This window comes from Pseudomonas sp. R37(2017) (assembly GCF_002113375.1).
GTDB lineage: Bacteria > Pseudomonadota > Gammaproteobacteria > Pseudomonadales > Pseudomonadaceae > Aquipseudomonas.
This window is the reverse complement of the sequence record NZ_NEHO01000008.1, coordinates 154,355-172,267: the sequence shown is the minus strand read 5'-3', so window position 1 is coordinate 172,267 and position 17,913 is coordinate 154,355. Positions and strand designations below refer to the sequence as shown.

Here is a 17,913-nt window from a genome sequence, read left to right as displayed (position 1 = left end):
GGCTTACACGCTGAGCGCGGCGCGCAGTTGCGCTTCTAGAACCGTGGCGTCCAGTTCCTGGCCGATCAGCACGAGTCGGGTGATGCGCGCTTCTTCGGCGCCCCACTGGCGGTCGAAATGCTTGTCGAAACGCGTACCCACGCCCTGGATCAGCAAGCGCATCGGTTTGTTCGGGATCGCAGCGAAGCCTTTGACGCGCAGGATGCCGTGCTGGACCACCAGTTGGGTCAGCGCATCCATCAGCAGGCTTTCGTCGGCTTGTGGCAGTTCGATGGAGATCGAATCGAAGGCATCGTGATCGTGGTCGTCATGGTCATCACCGTCGTGGTGGTGATCGTGATGGCTATGACGGCTGTCGATGTGTTCCTCGGAGCCGGCACCCAGGCCGATCAGCACGTCCAGCGGCAGGCGACCGCTGCTGGCTTCGATGATTTTCACCGCTGGCGGCAATTCTTCGGCGACTTCCAGGCGCACGCGAGCCAGGTCGGCCGGGCTGATCAGGTCGGATTTGTTGAGGATTACCAGGTCGGCGCTGGCCAGTTGGTCGGCGAACAATTCGTGCAGCGGCGATTCGTGGTCCAGGTTCGGATCGAGCTTGCGCTGGGCATCGACCTGGTCCGGGAACGCGGCGAAGGTGCCGGCGGCCACGGCCGGGCTGTCGACCACGGTGATCACCGCATCGACCGTGCAGGCGCTGCGGATTTCCGGCCACTGGAAGGCTTGCACCAGCGGCTTGGGCAGGGCCAGGCCGGAAGTTTCGATGAGGATGTGATCGAGATCGCCGCGACGGGCCACCAGTTCGCGCATCACCGGGAAGAACTCTTCCTGGACCGTGCAGCACAGGCAGCCATTGGCCAGCTCATAGACACGGCCGTTGGCTTCTTCTTCGGTGCAACCGATGGAGCACTGCTTGAGGATCTCGCCATCGATGCCCAATTCGCCGAATTCGTTGACGATCACCGCGATGCGACGACCCTGGGCGTTATCGAGCATGTGCCGCAGCAGCGTGGTTTTACCCGAGCCGAGAAAGCCTGTGACGATGGTGACGGGGAGTTTGGCCAGTGTTTTCATCGGATGCCCTATGGCTGGGTGGCGGGCATACGGGACGACAACCGGCAACGCGGGCGCGCGTGCCTGAAGAGTTCGCCACCGGATCACCCCGCCCGGTTGAAAGTGAGAATCTGTGACGAGGCAGGTCTCCTGGCTGACGGCGTGCCGGCCTCGGGCCTGGCATTCGCTGCGCCTTCCCGCCGGTCTCATGGTTTGAGTCAGCAGTGGCGTGGCAACGAACATCACCGTTCACAGTTGCGGGGGCAGCCGCGGCATTGACCGCGTTCCCTTCTTAGCTTCGACAAACCAATCGTCGAAGAACCTCGAAAGCGCAAGGCTACGCATGCTAGTGGGGCGGGTCAATGTTCGCTTGAAAGCGGCGGTGATCCCTTCGCGAGCAGGCTCGCTCCCACATTGGAATGTAATCCCCCTGTGGGAGCGAGCCTGCTCGCGAAAGAAGTCACCTCGGTCTTCAGTTGAGAACCCTTGCCAATTGACGCCCAACCCCCGCCCATGCTCTCCTACGCATCTTGTTACGGGTGCCCTTCACAGGGTGAAACGGGAAACCGGTGAATCATGTGCTTTACTCTAAAGCCATGTCAGTCCGGTGCTGCCCCCGCAACGGTAAGCGAGCGAAGCATCAGATCCACTGTGCCATTGCGGCATGGGAAGGTGATGCTTTCAGGATCAGGTATACACCTGTGCCCCTCGTGAGCCCGGAGACCGGCCCGCAACGCAAAGTGACCCATACGATCACTGAAACAACAAACCCGCGGTGGGCGGGCGCTGTTCGAAACGCTGCGCGCCTGCTCGTGCAGGTTTTTACATGCGCTCTTATTCCCCGCTGACTGACCAGAGGGAAATGCCATGTCGATCATCAGCAGCACCGGCCACACCACAACCAGCACCTCCTCTACCCTGGCCCAACGCCTGACCGCCGCCGTCTGCGCGTCGATTCTGGGCGCCTGCCTTGTGTATTTCGCCGGTTTCTCGCACATCGAAGCGGTACACAATGCCGCCCACGATACCCGTCACAGCGCCGCATTCCCGTGCCATTGAGACCTGCCCAGATGATCAAGCGTATCGCGCAAACCGCAGGCTTCACCGGCCTGCTGTCCGCCCTGCTGCTGACCCTGCTGCAAAGTTTCTGGGTTTCCCCCCTGATTCTGCAGGCCGAAACCTACGAAAAAGCCGAACCGGCCGCTGTTGAAATGCATGAGCACGCCGACGGCGCCATGGCTGCCCACACTCACGACGCCGAGGCCTGGGAACCGGAGGACGGCTGGCAGCGCGTGCTGTCGACCACCGGCGGCAACCTGGTGGTGGCCGTCGGTTTCGCCCTGATGCTGGCCGGCCTGTACACCTTGCGTGCACCGACCAAAACCTCTCAAGGCCTGCTCTGGGGCCTGGCCGGCTATGCGACGTTCGTGCTCGCCCCGACCCTCGGCCTGCCACCTGAATTGCCAGGGACTGCCGCAGCCGATCTGGCACAACGGCAACTGTGGTGGATCGGTACCGCCGCCTCCACCGCCGTCGGTATCGCCCTGATCGCGTTCAGTCGTCACTGGCTGATGAAAGTCCTCGGCGCGGCGATCATCGCCGTTCCCCATGTGATTGGCGCACCGCAACCGGAAGTGCATTCGATGCTCGCTCCGGAGGCGCTGGAGGCCCGGTTCAAAATCGCTTCGCAGCTGACCAACGTGGCGTTCTGGCTGGCCCTGGGCCTGATCAGCGCCTGGTTGTTCCGTCGCAAAAGCGATGGTCAATACCACGCATGACTGACGTCAGCACAGCGCCGACCCTGGTGGTCGGCCTGGGCTGCCAGCGGGGCTGCCCCGTCAGCACGTTGCTGGCGCTGCTCGACCAGGCGCTGGAGGCACACCGGATTGCCCGTCATGAAATCAAGGCGCTGGCCAGCATCGATTCGAAGCGCGACGAACCTGCGTTGATCGAACTGGCACAGCAACTTGGCCTTGAACTGAAGTATTTCAGTAGTGAGCAACTGGCCATCTATGAGCCTCGGCTCAGTCATCAATCGCAAATAGCGTTTGAACGCACCGGTTGCTACGGCGTGGCGGAAAGCGCCGCACTGGCCCTGGCCGAACAACTGGCCCAAGCCCCGGCAAAACTGCTGATCCCACGACAAAAATATGCCCAGGCAACACTGGCATTGGCCGGCGCGGCATAAAAACCCCGATAATCCCCGCTCTCGATCATGAACATTCTTCATCTGAAGCCTTGTTCAGCCCCTTTTTCCCCCACAGGAACCGACGATGACCGTCTACTTCATTGGTGCAGGTCCCGGCGACCCCGAGTTGATTACCGTCAAGGGCCAGCGCCTGATTCGCAGCTGTCCGGTGATCATTTACGCCGGTTCTCTGGTACCAGCCGCTGTACTGGAAGGTCATTGCGCCGAACAGGTGGTCAACAGCGCTGAACTGCATCTGGAGCAGATCATCGAGCTGATCAAGACCGCCCACGCCAAAGGCCAGGATGTTGCCCGGGTACACTCCGGCGATCCGAGCCTGTATGGCGCCATTGGCGAGCAGATTCGCTGTCTGCGTGAGCTGGGCATTGCCTTCGAAATCGTACCTGGCGTGACGGCCACAGCCGCTTGCGCAGCGCTTTTGGGCGCGGAACTGACGCTGCCGGACGTTTCACAGAGCGTGATCCTGACGCGCTACGCCGACAAGACCGCCATGCCTCCCGGAGAGGAATTCGCCAGCCTGGCACAGCATGGCGCGACCATGGCGATTCATCTGGGGGTCAATCACCTGCCGAAGATCGTTGAGGAACTGCTGCCGCATTACGGTGCCGATTGCCCGATTGCGGTGGTTCACCGCGCAAGCTGGCCGGATCAGGATTGGGTGGTGGGAACGCTTGAGGACATTGCCGGAAAGGTTCAAGCCAAGGGCTTTCGTCGTACGGCATTGATTCTGGTCGGTCGGGTACTGGGCAGTGACCACTTCAGCGAGTCATCGCTGTATCGCGCGGGGCATGCGCATCTCTATCGCCCATAAGGCCCTTCGCGAGCAGGCTCGCTCCCACATTGGAATACGGTCGTCTGTGGGCGAGCCTGCTCGCGAAGGCGTCAACGAATTCAGCCCATAAAAAAACGGCGCTCACGGGGCGCCGTTTTTTATGCCGCAGCGAACGCCTTAGTAGTAGGCGTTTTCTTTCTGCGTGTGGTCGGTCACGTCGCGAACGCCCTTGAGCTCGGGAATACGCTCGAGCAAGGTGCGCTCGATGCCTTCCTTCAGCGTCACGTCGGCCTGGCCGCAGCCCTGGCAACCACCGCCGAACTGCAGAACGGCGATGCCGTCATCGACTACGTCGATCAGGCTGACCTGACCGCCGTGGCTGGCCAGCCCCGGGTTGATCTCGGTTTGCAGGTAATAGTTGATGCGCTCGTTGATCGGGCTGTCGGCGTTGACCATCGGTACCTTGGCGTTTGGCGCCTTGATGGTCAGTTGGCCGCCCATGCGATCGGTGGCGTAGTCGACGACCGCGTCATCCAGGAAAGCTTCGCTGAACGAATCGATGTAAGCAGTGAAGCTTTTCAGCCCCAGCGCGGTGTCCTCGGGTTTTTCTTCACCAGGCTTGCAGTAGGCAATGCAGGTTTCGGCGTACTGGGTGCCAGGCTGGGTGATGAAGATGCGGATGCCGATGCCCGGGGTGTTCTGCTTGGAGAGCAGATCAGCCAGATAATCGTGGGCGGCGTCAGTGATGGTAATAGCGGTCATGGAAACTCCTCGCAGGCTTGGGCGCAGTTTACGCCAATCGACGCGCGGGACAAAGTCCTAGTATTTTTGTCGGGAAAGATTCCGATATCCGCCTTGTGGGAGCGGGCTTGCTCGCGAAAGCGGTGGGTCAGTCGCCATCAAGGCTGCCTGACACGACGTCTTCGCGAGCATGCTCGCTCCTACAGGGAATCGGCGATTATTCAGAGGTTCTCGAAGCGGTTCATGTCCAGCACGCCCTCTTCCACCGGATCGGTTTCGTGGATGTAGCGGCTCAGGTCATGGAAATACGCCCAGAATTGCGGATGACTGCGGCGTATACCCCAACGTTCGACGATCTTCTCGAAGCTGTCGGTATCCTTGGCGCTTTCCATTGCATCGACAAACGCCGGCACTTGTCCGGCCGGGATGTTGAACATGAAGTTCGGATAGCTGCTGAGCACGCCCGGAAAAATCGTCAGGGTGTCGAGCCCCGGCTGGTAACGCAGCGATTCACCGAGCAGGAATGCGACGTTGCTGTGGGCACGGTTGCGCAGCAGGCTGTAGATCTCACGCTTGCCGCTGCCGGTTTCGATACGCAGCATGGTGGCTTCCGGCAGTTGATCGATGACTTTAAGCCCCGCCGCCGGACGCGAAGTCAGGCGGCTCAACACCTGCTCGGCATTTTGCAGGTCCGGATCGATGTTCGGCCGTGAGCAGTAGGCGCCGTCGCAGCGGTTGATCGGGTCGGGCCTGGCATTGAGATCGCCATAACGGGCCAGCAATTGCGTGGCGAAGTCGCGCTTGGGATCCCGCGGATCAAGCTTCAGCGCAGTCGGTTTGTCATCGTCGATGGTCTCGTAGTCCAGCCACATCTTGAATTTGCCACTGTTCTGATACCAGTCGTCGAGATAGTCATCCCGGGAGTCGGCGGGCATCAGACGCAGGAAGTTCTGCTCGGCACCGTTGCGGATCAGGTCGAAATACAGGCGCGTCTGGGCTTGGTGGGACACGTTGCCGAACACATCGAAGTTCACTGCCAGTTGGTAGTAGGTGCGTTCCAGCAGCGGATAGTCAAACAACCACATCGTTTGCGGAACTTCGCCGATCAGCCCCTTGGTCACCGAAGCGCTGTCGAAATGGCGGAAGACACTCAGCAGCGCATTGTCATTGCCGGCCCACAGGGTCGACCAGCTCGGCGCCGGCTGGTCGGCGTAACTGTCGCGGCGCAAGGCTTCGTACTCGTTGCGTTTGTCGCGGTAGTCGTGCCACAGGCTGAGGACGCTGCCGACATCATCGTTCTGTCCCGGCATCGCCAGCAATGGCGTGGCCTGCCCGCGATAGTTCGGGTCGGTGATGTAGAGGTCGTGCTCAGGTGCCTGGAACAGCGCCCAGAAGTTGTCGCGAATGACATCCGTGGCGATCTGCCCGCGGCACACCGGGCCGCGGATAAACGTGCGCACAAAGTACTCGGCGTTATCGAGCATGAACTGATAACGCGCCTGGGCCGGAATCGCTTCGAAGGTGGCAAACGGGTTGGCCCGGCTTTGCGGCCCGTAGCCGGGCAACGCATTGGCTTGCCAGTTGCCGCTGTAGAACAGCGACTTGACCCGAGCCAGCTTCGCCGCGCTCAGCGCATAAGTGATGTGGGTCTTGTGTACGATCACGCCCTGCACCGGCCACAGGCGATAGTAGAACTGCGTGCCCGGATCATCGTTCGGTCGACGAGTGTTGATCAGGTCAATCGGCTGGCCCGTCGGCGTGCGTGAACGCACCCACTGGAAGAAATGCCCTGGCTGGCCATCCTTGAAGTACAGATGGGCAAGGAACCAGTGCTCGTACAGCCAGCGCCCCACCAGGCTTTCCCGGGCGCCCGGCGAATTGAGCAGGTTTTCCCACAGGACCACCTGACGGGATTCGTCTGCACTGGGGGCCAGGACCTGTTGATCGATAGGCGCCCCCGCCGCCAGCCAGCGTTGCAGCGTCTGGTATTGCTGGTCGGTCAGGCCGGTCACCGCCAGCGGCATGCCCTCCTTCGGATGCGCAGCGGCATAGCCACCAAACTCCGTGGGCATGGCGCACATGTTTTCCCGGTTCAACCCCAGGACAATGTCTTCGGGCAATTTGGCATTGGGCTGCAACGGGGTGTTATGGCCCAGTTCCAGCATCCGCGCCATCAATGCAGCCTGGCTACCCTGGGCATCGAGTACCGAATAGAAACCCTTCTGCTGCCAGGCGGTTTTGCCGGAGGCGTCCAGAAACAGCCGCGTCGGCGCCACTGCTTTGGTGCGGTCACCGTCATAGACCGGGACTTTCGTCGCGCCACGCGCCGCGCCCTCGCCACTGCCCAGATTGAGCTGACAGGCGGCGTCGTTGCAGGCATGGCAGGCCACGCACTTCTCAGTGAAGATCGGCTGGATGTCGCGGCTGTAGGAAATAGCGGGTGAAATGGTAGAGGACATCACCGGACTTTGCGCCACTGCGCCCCAGCTTGAAACCAACAGCAATGTGCCAATGACGAAGCGATACGACATGTCCCTGGTCCTGATTCCTGAAAAAACGCCGCGATTCTACCGGTCTGGCACCTCTGCCAACATGAACGATATTCATGCAAATTCGAGTCATGCTCTAAAAGCGCACAAGTTTGCTATCATCCGGGCCCTTCGTCATGGTCTTACCGAGTAGTCCAAATGTCCGATCGCAGCGTACGCCTTCAAGCTCTCAAGCACGCCCTCAAAGAGCGCATCCTGATTCTCGATGGTGGCATGGGCACGATGATCCAGAGCTACAAGCTCGAAGAGCAGGATTACCGTGGCAAACGCTTTGCTGACTGGCCGAGCGATGTCAAAGGCAACAACGATTTGCTGGTACTGACTCGCCCGGACGTGATTGGCGGCATTGAAAAAGCCTACCTCGACGCCGGCGCCGACATTCTGGAAACCAACACCTTCAACGCTACCCGGATCTCCCTGGCCGACTATGGCATGCAAGGCCTGGCGTATGAGTTAAACGTAGAAGGCGCACGCCTGGCGCGCAAGGTTGCCGACGCCAAGACCCTGGAAACCCCGGACAAGCCACGCTTCGTCGCCGGCGTGCTCGGCCCTACGAGCCGCACCTGCTCGTTGTCCCCGGATGTGAACAATCCCGGCTACCGCAACGTGACCTTCGATGAGCTGGTGGAAAACTACACCGAATCCACCAAAGGCCTGATCGAAGGCGGCGCCGACCTGATCCTGATCGAAACCATTTTCGACACCCTCAACGCCAAGGCCGCGATCTTCGCCGTACAAGGCGTGTTCGAAGAGCTGGGCATCGAACTGCCGATCATGATTTCCGGCACCATCACCGACGCTTCGGGCCGTACCCTGTCGGGCCAGACCACCGAAGCCTTCTGGAACTCCGTGGCCCACGCCAAGCCGATTTCCGTCGGCCTGAACTGCGCCCTCGGCGCCCGTGAATTGCGCCCTTACCTCGAAGAACTGTCGAACAAGGCCAGCACCCACGTTTCCGCGCACCCGAATGCCGGCCTGCCGAACGAATTCGGCGAGTACGACGAACTGCCCGCGCAAACCGCCAAGGTCATCGAAGAGTTCGCCCAGAGCGGCTTCCTCAACATCGTCGGCGGCTGCTGCGGCACCACGCCGGGCCACATCGAAGCCATCGCCAAGGCCGTGGCCGGTTATGCGCCGCGCGAGATTCCGGACATCCCCAAGGCTTGCCGCCTCTCGGGTCTGGAACCCTTCACCATCGATCGCAGTTCGCTGTTCGTCAACGTCGGCGAGCGCACCAACATCACCGGTTCCGCCAAGTTCGCCCGGCTGATCCGCGAGGACAACTACACCGAAGCCCTGGAAGTCGCCCTGCAGCAGGTCGAGGCCGGCGCCCAGGTGATCGACATCAACATGGACGAAGGGATGCTCGATTCGAAGAAGGCCATGGTGACCTTCCTCAATCTGATCGCCGGCGAACCGGACATCTCCCGCGTACCGATCATGATCGACTCCTCGAAATGGGATGTGATCGAAGCGGGCCTCAAATGCATCCAGGGCAAGGGCATCGTCAACTCGATCAGCATGAAGGAAGGCGTCGAGCAGTTCATTCACCATGCCAAACTGTGCAAGCGCTACGGCGCCGCGGTGGTGGTGATGGCCTTCGACGAAGCAGGCCAGGCCGACACCGAAGCGCGCAAGAAAGAAATCTGCAAACGCTCCTACGACATTCTGGTCAACGAAGTGGACTTCCCGCCGGAAGACATCATCTTCGACCCGAACATCTTCGCCGTGGCCACCGGTATCGAAGAGCACAACAACTACGCCGTCGACTTCATCAATGCCTGTGCCTACATCCGCGACGAGCTGCCGTATGCGTTGTCGTCGGGCGGCGTGTCCAACGTGTCGTTCTCGTTCCGTGGCAACAACCCGGTGCGTGAAGCGATCCACTCGGTGTTCCTGCTGTACGCGATCCGCGCCGGGCTGACCATGGGTATCGTCAACGCCGGCCAGTTGGAGATCTACGACCAGATCCCGCAAGAGCTGCGCGACGCCGTGGAGGACGTGATCCTCAACCGCACCCCGGAAGGCACCGACGCCCTCCTCGCCATCGCCGACAAATACAAAGGCGACGGCAGCGTCAAGGAAGCCGAGACCGAAGAGTGGCGCAACTGGGACGTCAACAAGCGTCTGGAGCACGCGCTGGTCAAGGGCATCACTACCCACATCGTCGAAGACACCGAAGAATCGCGCCTGTCGTTCGCCCGTCCGATCGAAGTGATCGAAGGCCCGTTGATGGCCGGGATGAACATCGTCGGCGACCTGTTCGGCGCCGGCAAAATGTTCCTGCCGCAGGTGGTGAAATCCGCCCGTGTGATGAAACAGGCCGTGGCGCACCTGATCCCGTTCATCGAACTGGAAAAAGGCGACAAGCCGGAAGCCAAGGGCAAGATCCTGATGGCCACGGTCAAAGGCGACGTGCACGACATCGGCAAGAACATCGTCGGCGTGGTGCTGGGCTGTAACGGCTACGACATCGTCGACCTCGGCGTGATGGTGCCGGCGGAAAAAATCCTCCAGGTGGCCAGGGACGAGAAGTGCGACATCATCGGCCTGTCCGGCCTGATCACCCCGTCGCTGGATGAAATGGTACACGTCGCCCGTGAAATGCAGCGCCAGGACTTCCACCTGCCGTTGATGATCGGTGGCGCTACCACCTCCAAGGCGCACACGGCGGTGAAGATCGAGCCGAAGTACAGCAACGATGCAGTGATCTACGTCACCGACGCCTCCCGCGCCGTGGGCGTGGCGACGCAGTTGCTGTCCAAGGATCTCAAGGCCGGTTTCGTCGAGAAAACCCGTCAGGACTACATCGACGTTCGCGAGCGCACCTCCAACCGCAGTGCCCGCACCGAACGCCTGAGCTACGGCGCGGCCATCGCCAAGAAACCGCAATTCGACTGGGCGACCTACACGCCGGTCAAACCGACGTTCACCGGGACGCGGGTGCTGGACAACATCGACCTCGACGTACTGGCCGAATACATCGACTGGACGCCGTTCTTCATCTCCTGGGACCTGGCCGGCAAGTTCCCGCGCATCCTCCAGGACGAAGTGGTCGGCGAAGCCGCCACCTCGCTGTACAACGATGCAAGGGACATGCTGCGCAAGTTGATCGACGAAAAGCTGATCAGCGCTCGCGCGGTGTTCGGCTTCTGGCCGGCCAACCAGGTGCATGACGACGACATCGAACTCTATGGCGATGACGGCAAGCCAATGGCCAGGCTGCATCACTTGCGCCAGCAGATCATCAAGACCGATGGCAAGCCGAACTTCTCCCTGGCCGACTTCGTCGCGCCGAAAGACAGTGAAGTGACCGACTACGTGGGTGGCTTCATTACCACAGCCGGCATCGGTGCCGAAGAAGTGGCCAAGGCTTACCAGGACGCTGGCGACGACTACAACTCGATCATGGTCAAGGCACTGGCCGACCGCCTGGCCGAGGCCTGCGCCGAGTGGCTGCACCAGCAGGTGCGTAAAGAACACTGGGGTTATGCCAAGGACGAGGCCCTCGACAACGAGGCGCTGATCAAGGAGCAGTACAGCGGCATCCGTCCGGCACCGGGTTACCCGGCCTGCCCGGACCACACCGAGAAGGCCCAGCTGTTCGCCCTGCTCGATCCGGAGGCCCAGGAAATGCGCGCAGGCCGCAGTGGCGTGTTCCTCACCGAGCACTACGCGATGTTCCCGGCGGCGGCGGTCAGCGGCTGGTACTTCGCCCACCCGCAGGCGCAATACTTTGCCGTGGGCAAGATCGACAAGGACCAGGTGCAGAGCTACACCTCGCGTAAAGGTCAGGAACTGAGCGTGACCGAACGCTGGTTGGCGCCGAACCTCGGCTACGACAACTGATTCAACACTCCAAAGCCCTCGACGTCGGGCAATCCGACGTCGAGGGCTGTGTCAGGGTTCAATCAACTGTTCTACGCGCCTCTTCACGCGACTCGACTCCAGCCAGTTCCGTGATTTCTTTGCGCGATAGTTCAATCATCTTCGCGTTGCGCGCCGCCGCATGATCGAAAAGCCGACTCAAGAACTCCGGGTCATCTGCGCTCACCGCGCCATCATCTCCCTCATCAAACGCCAGCTCATCCAGTGCGTTGAATTCTTCGGGGTAGTTCTCCTTGAGGTAGCTCACCCAATAGTCCCGCTGGATCAAGTCTTCAACAAAAGCATCGGACTGTTCTGCATTGACGATCTCGATACGCGCCTGCGCCAGTTGCTCGGGCGTGACTCCCGAGGCATAGGTCATGTGTCGTGGCTGCCCTGGCAGACTCAGGCCATCGCTCCATCCATCGGTAAGGCCAATTCGATAACCCAGGCGCACCTCGGCCTCATCCCTGCCGCTACGGGCGGCAGCTTTGGTTGCCAGATCGTCCACCTTGTCCAGCCGGAACAACTGCCTGGACAATTTCAAAAGTGCTTCGCCCTTTAACCCAGGACGCCCGGCGGGGATTTCCAGCAAGGCATTGTGGGTAAAGACTTTGCTTTCCAGCCCGCTGAACGTCAGGATTCGGCCGTCGACACAGGTTCCGTGGGTCGCGGAACTGGCGAATACAACTTCCCGAAGCTCAGTGTTGCTGGCTGCGGCTTCCATCACGGTCCACACTCGCCGAGTGAGATCGGCATTGGCCACCCTGAACTCCCTCGTATCCTGCAGACGAGCGATCAAATGAAAAAACGCCTCATTGCCCGGCTCTGCCAGCAGTTGGTTCCAGATTTCGCTTTTCCCGGCCACTTCCTCGGGCGGTGCGTTGGCTAGCCAGGGCTCTCTTTGTGCAGAATCAGGCTCGGTTTCAGGAAGCTCCTCATCGGACTCGTTGCTCTCGCTGCCTGGCTCTTCGCCCTGTGCTTCATCGATCAACTCATCCAGATCAGCGCGCGATAAACCCAGCACGGCATCGAGCAGCCCTGCTTCTCGGTAGGTTCTCAAGCGCTCGAGACTCTCAAGCGCAAGATTGTCGTTATCACTCAGGTCTGTACCGCTGAGCAGAAAATCATGGTCGCCGTTGAGTGCCTGAGCAGGAATCGAGGTTATGTCGTTACCAGAAAGATTCAGCGTCCTCAGGCGCAGGGCATCGAGCGCGGCGTCTGGCCATTCGGTCAGATTGTTGTTGCGCAGATCGAGGGTTTGCAAAGCCTCGAAAACACCGACATCAAAGCTATCCAGTTCGTTGTAACCCAGGTCCAGCCATTGCAAGCGCTCCAGATTGCTTAACGAGGAATACAACTGCTCGGCATCGCTCACCCGGTTCGAAGACATTTCCAGGCGCTCGAGCTCAACCATGCGTTCAACTGGCCCAGGTACTGCCTGCAGCCCGTTTCCGTTGAGTATCAGCGTCTTGAGTCGTGTAAATGCCTTGAGGAACCCATCGGAACCTTGAGCGGTCAGCTTTACACTCGTCAGGTTCAAGGTTTCCACATGACTGAACATGTCGGGCAACTCTGGCAGATCACCCAGTTGCAGACCGTTCAGATTCAACTCGGTGCCTGCGACACTTTGCGTACCGCTCAGGCCTTCGCGCCAACATTCAAGTATTCGTTCAGCGCCCAGCCTGCGAGTACTGGAGGAAACCATCCATCCAGCACCGCGAGAGCCACGTGTATAGAGCCAGCCATTCAATCGACGGGTGAGCGCTTCAAAGGTTTGTTCCCAATGGGCAAGCCGTTCGCTGATCAGCGCATCCGTCGCTGAACCTGCGCGCATCTGCTCAATCCATTGCAAAGCATCCCCCTCAGTGAGTGCAGGCTTTAGCCTTTGCAATCGTTTTGCCAGCAGCGTCGGTGTGTCCCCTGTCACAACTTCCGGCAGGGGCAGTAAATGACGAGCCATCGAGAAGTCGCTCTCGGACGGAGGAAACACGGAAGGTATTTCTTCCAGGTCGTACCGCTCCAGAGTCCCTTCCGGCAGGCCTTTGGCGAACTCCAGTCGCTGCCGGACCACCTTGATCGTTGCAACGGTCTGCTCGGTTAATGGCGCCCCCGTCAGGTTGGTCTTGAGCAACATTTCATCCGGCATCTGCACGGGCCATGAGGATATTTTGCTGTCACGCACATCCAGCCAGAACAACGACGGCAGATCTTGCACCCCAATTGGCCATTCCCGCAGACCTGTCGCCCGCGCATCAAGGGCTTGGAGGCGAGTCAATCCACTGACATCCAACGAGTGCAACGGGTTGTTTTGCAGGTTCAGGTATTCAAGGGACTGCAGCCCCTCGAAACTTTGCGTAGCCTCGACACCTATGAGGTTGTCGGAGAGGTCCAGATGGGTCAATTGCCCAAGCTGGCCGGGCACAAGCGGTACCTCTTTCAAAGCATTACCGCTCAAATCCAGAGCTTGAAGTTCGGTAAAACGACTGACAAAGCCGCGTATCTGCTCTAGAGGCGCACTGCAGCCTCTCAAGTTCAACCTTTGCACATGGGTGAATGCGCCGGCCGGCAGGTCAGGAAAGTCCGCCAATTGCAGATTCGACAACTCCAGCACCGAGGCATCGGCAGTAGCGCCATAGCGTTTGAATACACCGTTACGCCAGCAGGCTCTCAGGGAATGACTTGCTCTGACACGCGTTATCATCTCATTGACCGCGAGTGGCGCCTTTGCCCCCATGGACCAATCGTTGAGTTTCCCGTTGAGCTCGCGCTCCTGCTCACTCAAGGCTTCAACAGCCTCGAATCTGGCTTCGAATCCCGGCCATTGTTCGGCAAACCGATTGAACATCTCTTCGAATGAATCATTGATACCTTTGCCGAGACGTCGCAACTCTCCAAAGCTGTAGTCTCTGACCATTTCCTCGAGATCAACAAGGTGTTCAGGCTGACTCTTGACGTACTCATACGCTGGCTTGAAGTCCTGACGCAGGATATTCGACCAGTCCAGCGACAGTCCGGACCAGAGCATTTCATGCCCTTGGTAAATACCGGCGGGTAGCGTTCTGATGGCTGTGCCCTTGAGGTTCAGACGCTCAAGGCGCGGTAACTCAAGAACCCCCTCAGGCCAATCAAACATAGAAGGTGCGAAAACCTCAAGGCGGCGCAAATTGCGCAAACTCGATACATCCAGAGAAAGCGGCTCATGAGCGAATGTACAAACACTGAGTTCCTCAAGAGTCGTCAACGTGTTCAACCTCGACGAAAGGTCCGCCGCATAGGGAGCGACTGAAAAGAGGCTCAGGTCAGTGAGTTCCCGCATGTCCTTCAATACTTGAGGCACCTGGGTGAATTCATCTCCTGTGCCAGTGATACGCAGTCTTTTCAACCTGGGGAAGTTCGCCAAAAACGCATCGGCATTGGCCTCATTGATAACCCGCCCGCCAACTTTCAGATCACGCACATGGGAGAAATCCGCCGACAAGGGGGGTAGCGGGTCATCACAGACCAAATCAAGCTGACTGAATGCCGAGTTTTGCCCAGCCAACGGTGAGTTGCGCCAGCATTGCTTGAGGTTCTGCGCAATCAAGGCCCTGCCCCCTGCAAAGGATGTCGGCATCGGGTCGGCAACCCATTGATCGAGAGTCGATTCCAGTGATTGCCACTCGCGCATGCGCGTCTGCAAATGGCTATAAATCTGTGCATCGGTTTTGCCTGCCCGCAACTGTGCCAGGATAAAACCGTTGGCTTGCTGATCAGTGAGTGTCGGATAAACATCCCGCACCCGTGTCACCAGTGACGGATTCAAACCCTGCCCGCGCCCGCTCGCGTAGTAGCCCACCTGGCGCTCGGAGATACGTACCGGTGGCTTGAACGACTGACGAGTGCCGGCTCGCTCCGTCAGCAGTTGTGACAAATGCGCTCGATGGTCGTTGGCCGAGTCAATGACAGCCTTCCTCAGCTCCGCGCTTTGACTGACATGGGGGACACCCAGAGCCTGGCGAGATTCATCGGGCAAGGCGTGCATGATCGAGGCAAAAAAGTTGTCACCGACAGCGGGCACGCTATTGAGCGCTTCGCCACGCTCGTCAAACGCTCGATATGAAGGCCCCTGCTTGACGACATACTTGCGACTGGCGGCGTTTTCATTGCCGACTCCATCGATGAGCGGGCCATTGATGTGGCCGTCTCGAACCTCCAGTCGCACTTCGCCGGACCAGCCTGGCAATTTTTCCAGTGCATGCAGGGCAAGCCACCTGCTGTCAGGTGATGACATGCTCTCCCGGTGCAGGCCGGCGAAGGCTTCGGCCTGGCGCCCCTGCTGCGCATACCAGCGAGCCTCTTCGAGCATCTTCAATGGAATCCGGCGCGTCTTTTTCAGCCGTGTGAGTTCTTCTGCATTGGCATCGAGCAGAACCCTTCGTGCGGCGGACGCGCCAAGCCCTGGGCAGGCTCGTTGCAATCTGGAAACCAGCGGACTGCTGCCGCCACCATCGGTTTTGACCCGCTGCAATGCATCCGCCAGCTCCGGTGGCGGCGGCAGATGGTCCATGTGCATTTTGCGCAAGGCGTTGTCGTCGACACCACAGTCCTGGGCGATATCAAGCAATTGGTCATCGGAAAACGCATCGGTGACATGGCCCATTCGCCGCAACAGTGTCAGACGATCCCACGTAAGCGGACGCTCCAGCGAATGGCGCCAGGCGCCCTGCCCGTTGTGTTCGAGTATCGGCTGCCAGACCCGCGTATCAGTCGGATGGCGGATACGCCATTTGTTCAGCGTCGCATCAAACGTAGTCTCATAAACCTTGCCATCCTGACGCAGGTAGGTCTTGCGATTGACCCTGTACAGTCCCATCGCATCCGGGACCGGGTTGCGACCCAGCGAGTCGGCACTTTCATAGGTCGCCAAATCCGGTTTCCACAGTCGGGTCTTGCCATCGGCACGCTTGACTGGCTCCAGTCTCTCGATTCCCGGCTCGGATTTCGCTGCTGCCAGCTTACCCAACCCTTTGCCTGCTCCTGCCATTACACCCATCAGCGCCAGGTTTTCGGCGACGTCGATCAAATGCTCCTTGGCTGCATGGCGATCGCCCTCGCTCCACTCGATCGCGCCCTCGAAGGACTCGTAGAGCAGTTGGCCGGCCATCACCGTCATCATGATCTCGCCCAGCACCGGTACGAACATTGACACCAGGTTCAAACCCAACATGCCAATTTCCAGCAGATGATTGAGCTTTTCCGTGCGCACCTTTGCATCGACCTCTGCCGTGGGGACTGCGTGGCTGCGTGCATCACTGATGACTTTCTCGCGGTGCTGTTCGTAGAGATAACCCCACAGATCGGTATTGGGAGACCAGATACCGTCAGCGTCCTTTCGATTGATGTCGGACGGGTTCAGGTAAGGGTCGTCGACGACCTCCCTTCGGGCCTGAGGCTCAGGTGGTAATTCCTTGATACTGAAGACGGAAGAATATGGCGGAATCAACTGTACAGCCCTTACCCAGATCGAACGCAATGGGTCGGAAGGCGCATCCGCGGCTTTAGTGGTGAACTGACTGAAGTAATACGGTCGATCCCCATAAGCCACGAATTGGCTGAAAAACTGCTGATGGGGCGTTGGTACGGCACCGTCGGACGACGATTCATCCCGAGCCGTGAACTGCCGTTTGAACTCCTCACGCATCTGCTCGGGGGTGTAGCGTTTGAGCGGGTGCTGCGGATCATGGGGGATGTAGACGATGAATTCGTTGGTGTAGCGGTACTTTTCACAGATGCCGAACACTACGCAGCCGGTCATCCTGCGCTTCATCAAAGACAGGTCGCGAAACCAGACTGGCTTGCCGCCCAGCCTGGGGTGGACTTCGCCGTTAACGATCGAGAGGATCATTGCGTAGTCCCGGGCTTGAATATCCTTTTTCAGCAGTGCCAATTCGGCAGCGGCTTTGAGCATCGCCTTCTGATTGTTAATGAATTGGCGACGAAGTGTGATTCCAGCACTGTCATCAGCCGACTGGAAAAATGCTTTCACATAGGTCTGATACTGCGACCCGATATCCAGGGTGCGGCAGAGTGACAAGAATTGAGTGACCGTCATGTCGACACTGACCGCCTGAAACTCACCCGGTGTCGATGTTTGCGTGACAAACCCGGATTGAGCATGAAAGGCGCCGTTCCTGCATTCGGACTCTTCGAAATTATGCAGCGCTGCCTGTAGCAAGGAGAGTTTCATGACTTCGAACGTCGATATTTCGATTTCAACAGCGCCCACTTCCAGAGGCCGTCGCAGGCACACCAGGGTTTTATCAACGTCGACCTCGACACTGAACCGGTCCTTCAGGGCCTTGATGAGCAATGGCTTGGCGAAGATATCGATGTCCTGCAGCGCCGACATCGTTTTGTCCAGAAGCGTCTGGGTGGTGAAACTGGCGAGGGCACTTTCTCTCACAATCCGCTGATGCTCTTTGGATGCACTTTCATACCAGTCTGGCGGGCTTGTGCTGGCTGCTTTCAGGGCCGCCCGTCTGGCGGGTGTGGCATCGATCAGCCAATCGGGTGTGAGTTGCTCAAGAAGCTCGCCGTGAATGCTGCTTGTTGCTGGAGTCGAATCTTTACTGGACATGTTGTCTCTCCTGACATGGGGAGCGACAGGACATCACGGCAGTGGGCTCGATCTGCGGTAGATAGTTATGGTGATGATGAATTACCCATTGCATCAGTCGCGACCA

At 59.3% G+C, this 17,913-nt stretch carries 9 protein-coding genes and 2 riboswitches; of the genes, 5 read left to right on the top strand and 4 right to left on the bottom strand.

The features are described 5' to 3' along the window. Positions 1-3 precede the first annotated feature (3 nt). Positions 4-1,071, bottom strand: a complete 1,068-nt coding sequence (gene cobW / locus CAG47_RS15325) for a cobalamin biosynthesis protein CobW (protein ID WP_085725701.1) — start codon at positions 1,069-1,071, stop codon at positions 4-6. A 101-nt stretch (positions 1,072-1,172) separates the two neighbouring features. Next, a riboswitch (cobalamin riboswitch) is annotated at positions 1,173-1,391 on the bottom strand. A gap of 179 nt (positions 1,392-1,570) precedes the next feature. After that, a riboswitch (cobalamin riboswitch) is annotated at positions 1,571-1,797 on the top strand. A gap of 120 nt (positions 1,798-1,917) precedes the next feature. Between cobW and CAG47_RS15320 the strand changes: the two genes are divergently transcribed. From CAG47_RS15320 to cobM, 4 genes are all read left to right on the top strand, one after another. Then, positions 1,918-2,109 carry a CbtB-domain containing protein gene (locus tag CAG47_RS15320; protein ID WP_085725700.1) on the top strand — a complete coding sequence of 64 codons (192 nt, stop codon included), beginning with the start codon at positions 1,918-1,920 and terminating at the stop codon, positions 2,107-2,109. Between the two features lie 11 nt (positions 2,110-2,120). After that, complete coding sequence (locus CAG47_RS15315; RefSeq protein WP_085725699.1) at positions 2,121-2,828, top strand: CbtA family protein; 708 nt, start codon at positions 2,121-2,123, stop codon at positions 2,826-2,828. Further along, a complete protein-coding gene (locus tag CAG47_RS15310; RefSeq protein WP_085725698.1) occupies positions 2,825-3,238 on the top strand; it encodes a cobalamin biosynthesis protein in 414 nt (137 codons plus the stop codon). The genes CAG47_RS15315 and CAG47_RS15310 overlap by 4 nt, the downstream gene beginning before the upstream one ends. 85 nt (positions 3,239-3,323) lie before the next feature. Beyond that, complete coding sequence (gene cobM / locus CAG47_RS15305) at positions 3,324-4,070, top strand: precorrin-4 C(11)-methyltransferase (RefSeq protein WP_085725697.1); 747 nt, start codon at positions 3,324-3,326, stop codon at positions 4,068-4,070. 138 nt (positions 4,071-4,208) lie between these two features. Here cobM and nfuA read toward each other — a convergent pair whose 3' ends face one another. Continuing rightward, on the bottom strand, positions 4,209-4,793 hold the full coding sequence (gene nfuA / locus CAG47_RS15300; protein WP_053154301.1) for a Fe-S biogenesis protein NfuA: 585 nt from the start codon (positions 4,791-4,793) through the stop codon (positions 4,209-4,211). Between the two features lie 200 nt (positions 4,794-4,993). Beyond that, positions 4,994-7,303: a fatty acid cis/trans isomerase gene (locus CAG47_RS15295; protein ID WP_085725696.1), complete on the bottom strand. Its 2,310-nt coding sequence runs from the start codon at positions 7,301-7,303 to the stop codon at positions 4,994-4,996. Positions 7,304-7,459: 156 nt separating this feature from the next. On the opposite strand from CAG47_RS15295, the gene metH reads away from it, so the two are divergent. Further along, positions 7,460-11,170, top strand: a complete 3,711-nt coding sequence (gene metH / locus CAG47_RS15290; protein WP_085725695.1) for a methionine synthase — start codon at positions 7,460-7,462, stop codon at positions 11,168-11,170. A gap of 58 nt (positions 11,171-11,228) precedes the next feature. On the opposite strand, the gene CAG47_RS15285 is transcribed toward metH, so the two are convergent. Further along, on the bottom strand, positions 11,229-17,807 hold the full coding sequence (locus CAG47_RS15285) for an NEL-type E3 ubiquitin ligase domain-containing protein (RefSeq protein ID WP_085725694.1): 6,579 nt from the start codon (positions 17,805-17,807) through the stop codon (positions 11,229-11,231). Positions 17,808-17,913 lie beyond the last annotated feature (106 nt).

Bases quoted from the DNA above. Each gene is read 5' to 3' on its own strand.
- cobW (WP_085725701.1), bottom strand. From the start codon at position 1,071: ATGAAAACACTGGCCAAACTCCCCGTCACCATCGTCACAGGCTTTCTC.
- cobM (WP_085725697.1), top strand. From the start codon at position 3,324: ATGACCGTCTACTTCATTGGTGCAGGTCCCGGCGACCCCGAGTTGATT.
- CAG47_RS15315 (WP_085725699.1), top strand. From the start codon at position 2,121: ATGATCAAGCGTATCGCGCAAACCGCAGGCTTCACCGGCCTGCTGTCC.
- metH (WP_085725695.1), top strand. From the start codon at position 7,460: ATGTCCGATCGCAGCGTACGCCTTCAAGCTCTCAAGCACGCCCTCAAA.
- CAG47_RS15285 (WP_085725694.1), bottom strand. From the start codon at position 17,807: ATGTCCAGTAAAGATTCGACTCCAGCAACAAGCAGCATTCACGGCGAG.
- CAG47_RS15320 (WP_085725700.1), top strand. From the start codon at position 1,918: ATGTCGATCATCAGCAGCACCGGCCACACCACAACCAGCACCTCCTCT.
- CAG47_RS15295 (WP_085725696.1), bottom strand. From the start codon at position 7,303: ATGTCGTATCGCTTCGTCATTGGCACATTGCTGTTGGTTTCAAGCTGG.
- nfuA (WP_053154301.1), bottom strand. From the start codon at position 4,793: ATGACCGCTATTACCATCACTGACGCCGCCCACGATTATCTGGCTGAT.
- CAG47_RS15310 (WP_085725698.1), top strand. From the start codon at position 2,825: ATGACTGACGTCAGCACAGCGCCGACCCTGGTGGTCGGCCTGGGCTGC.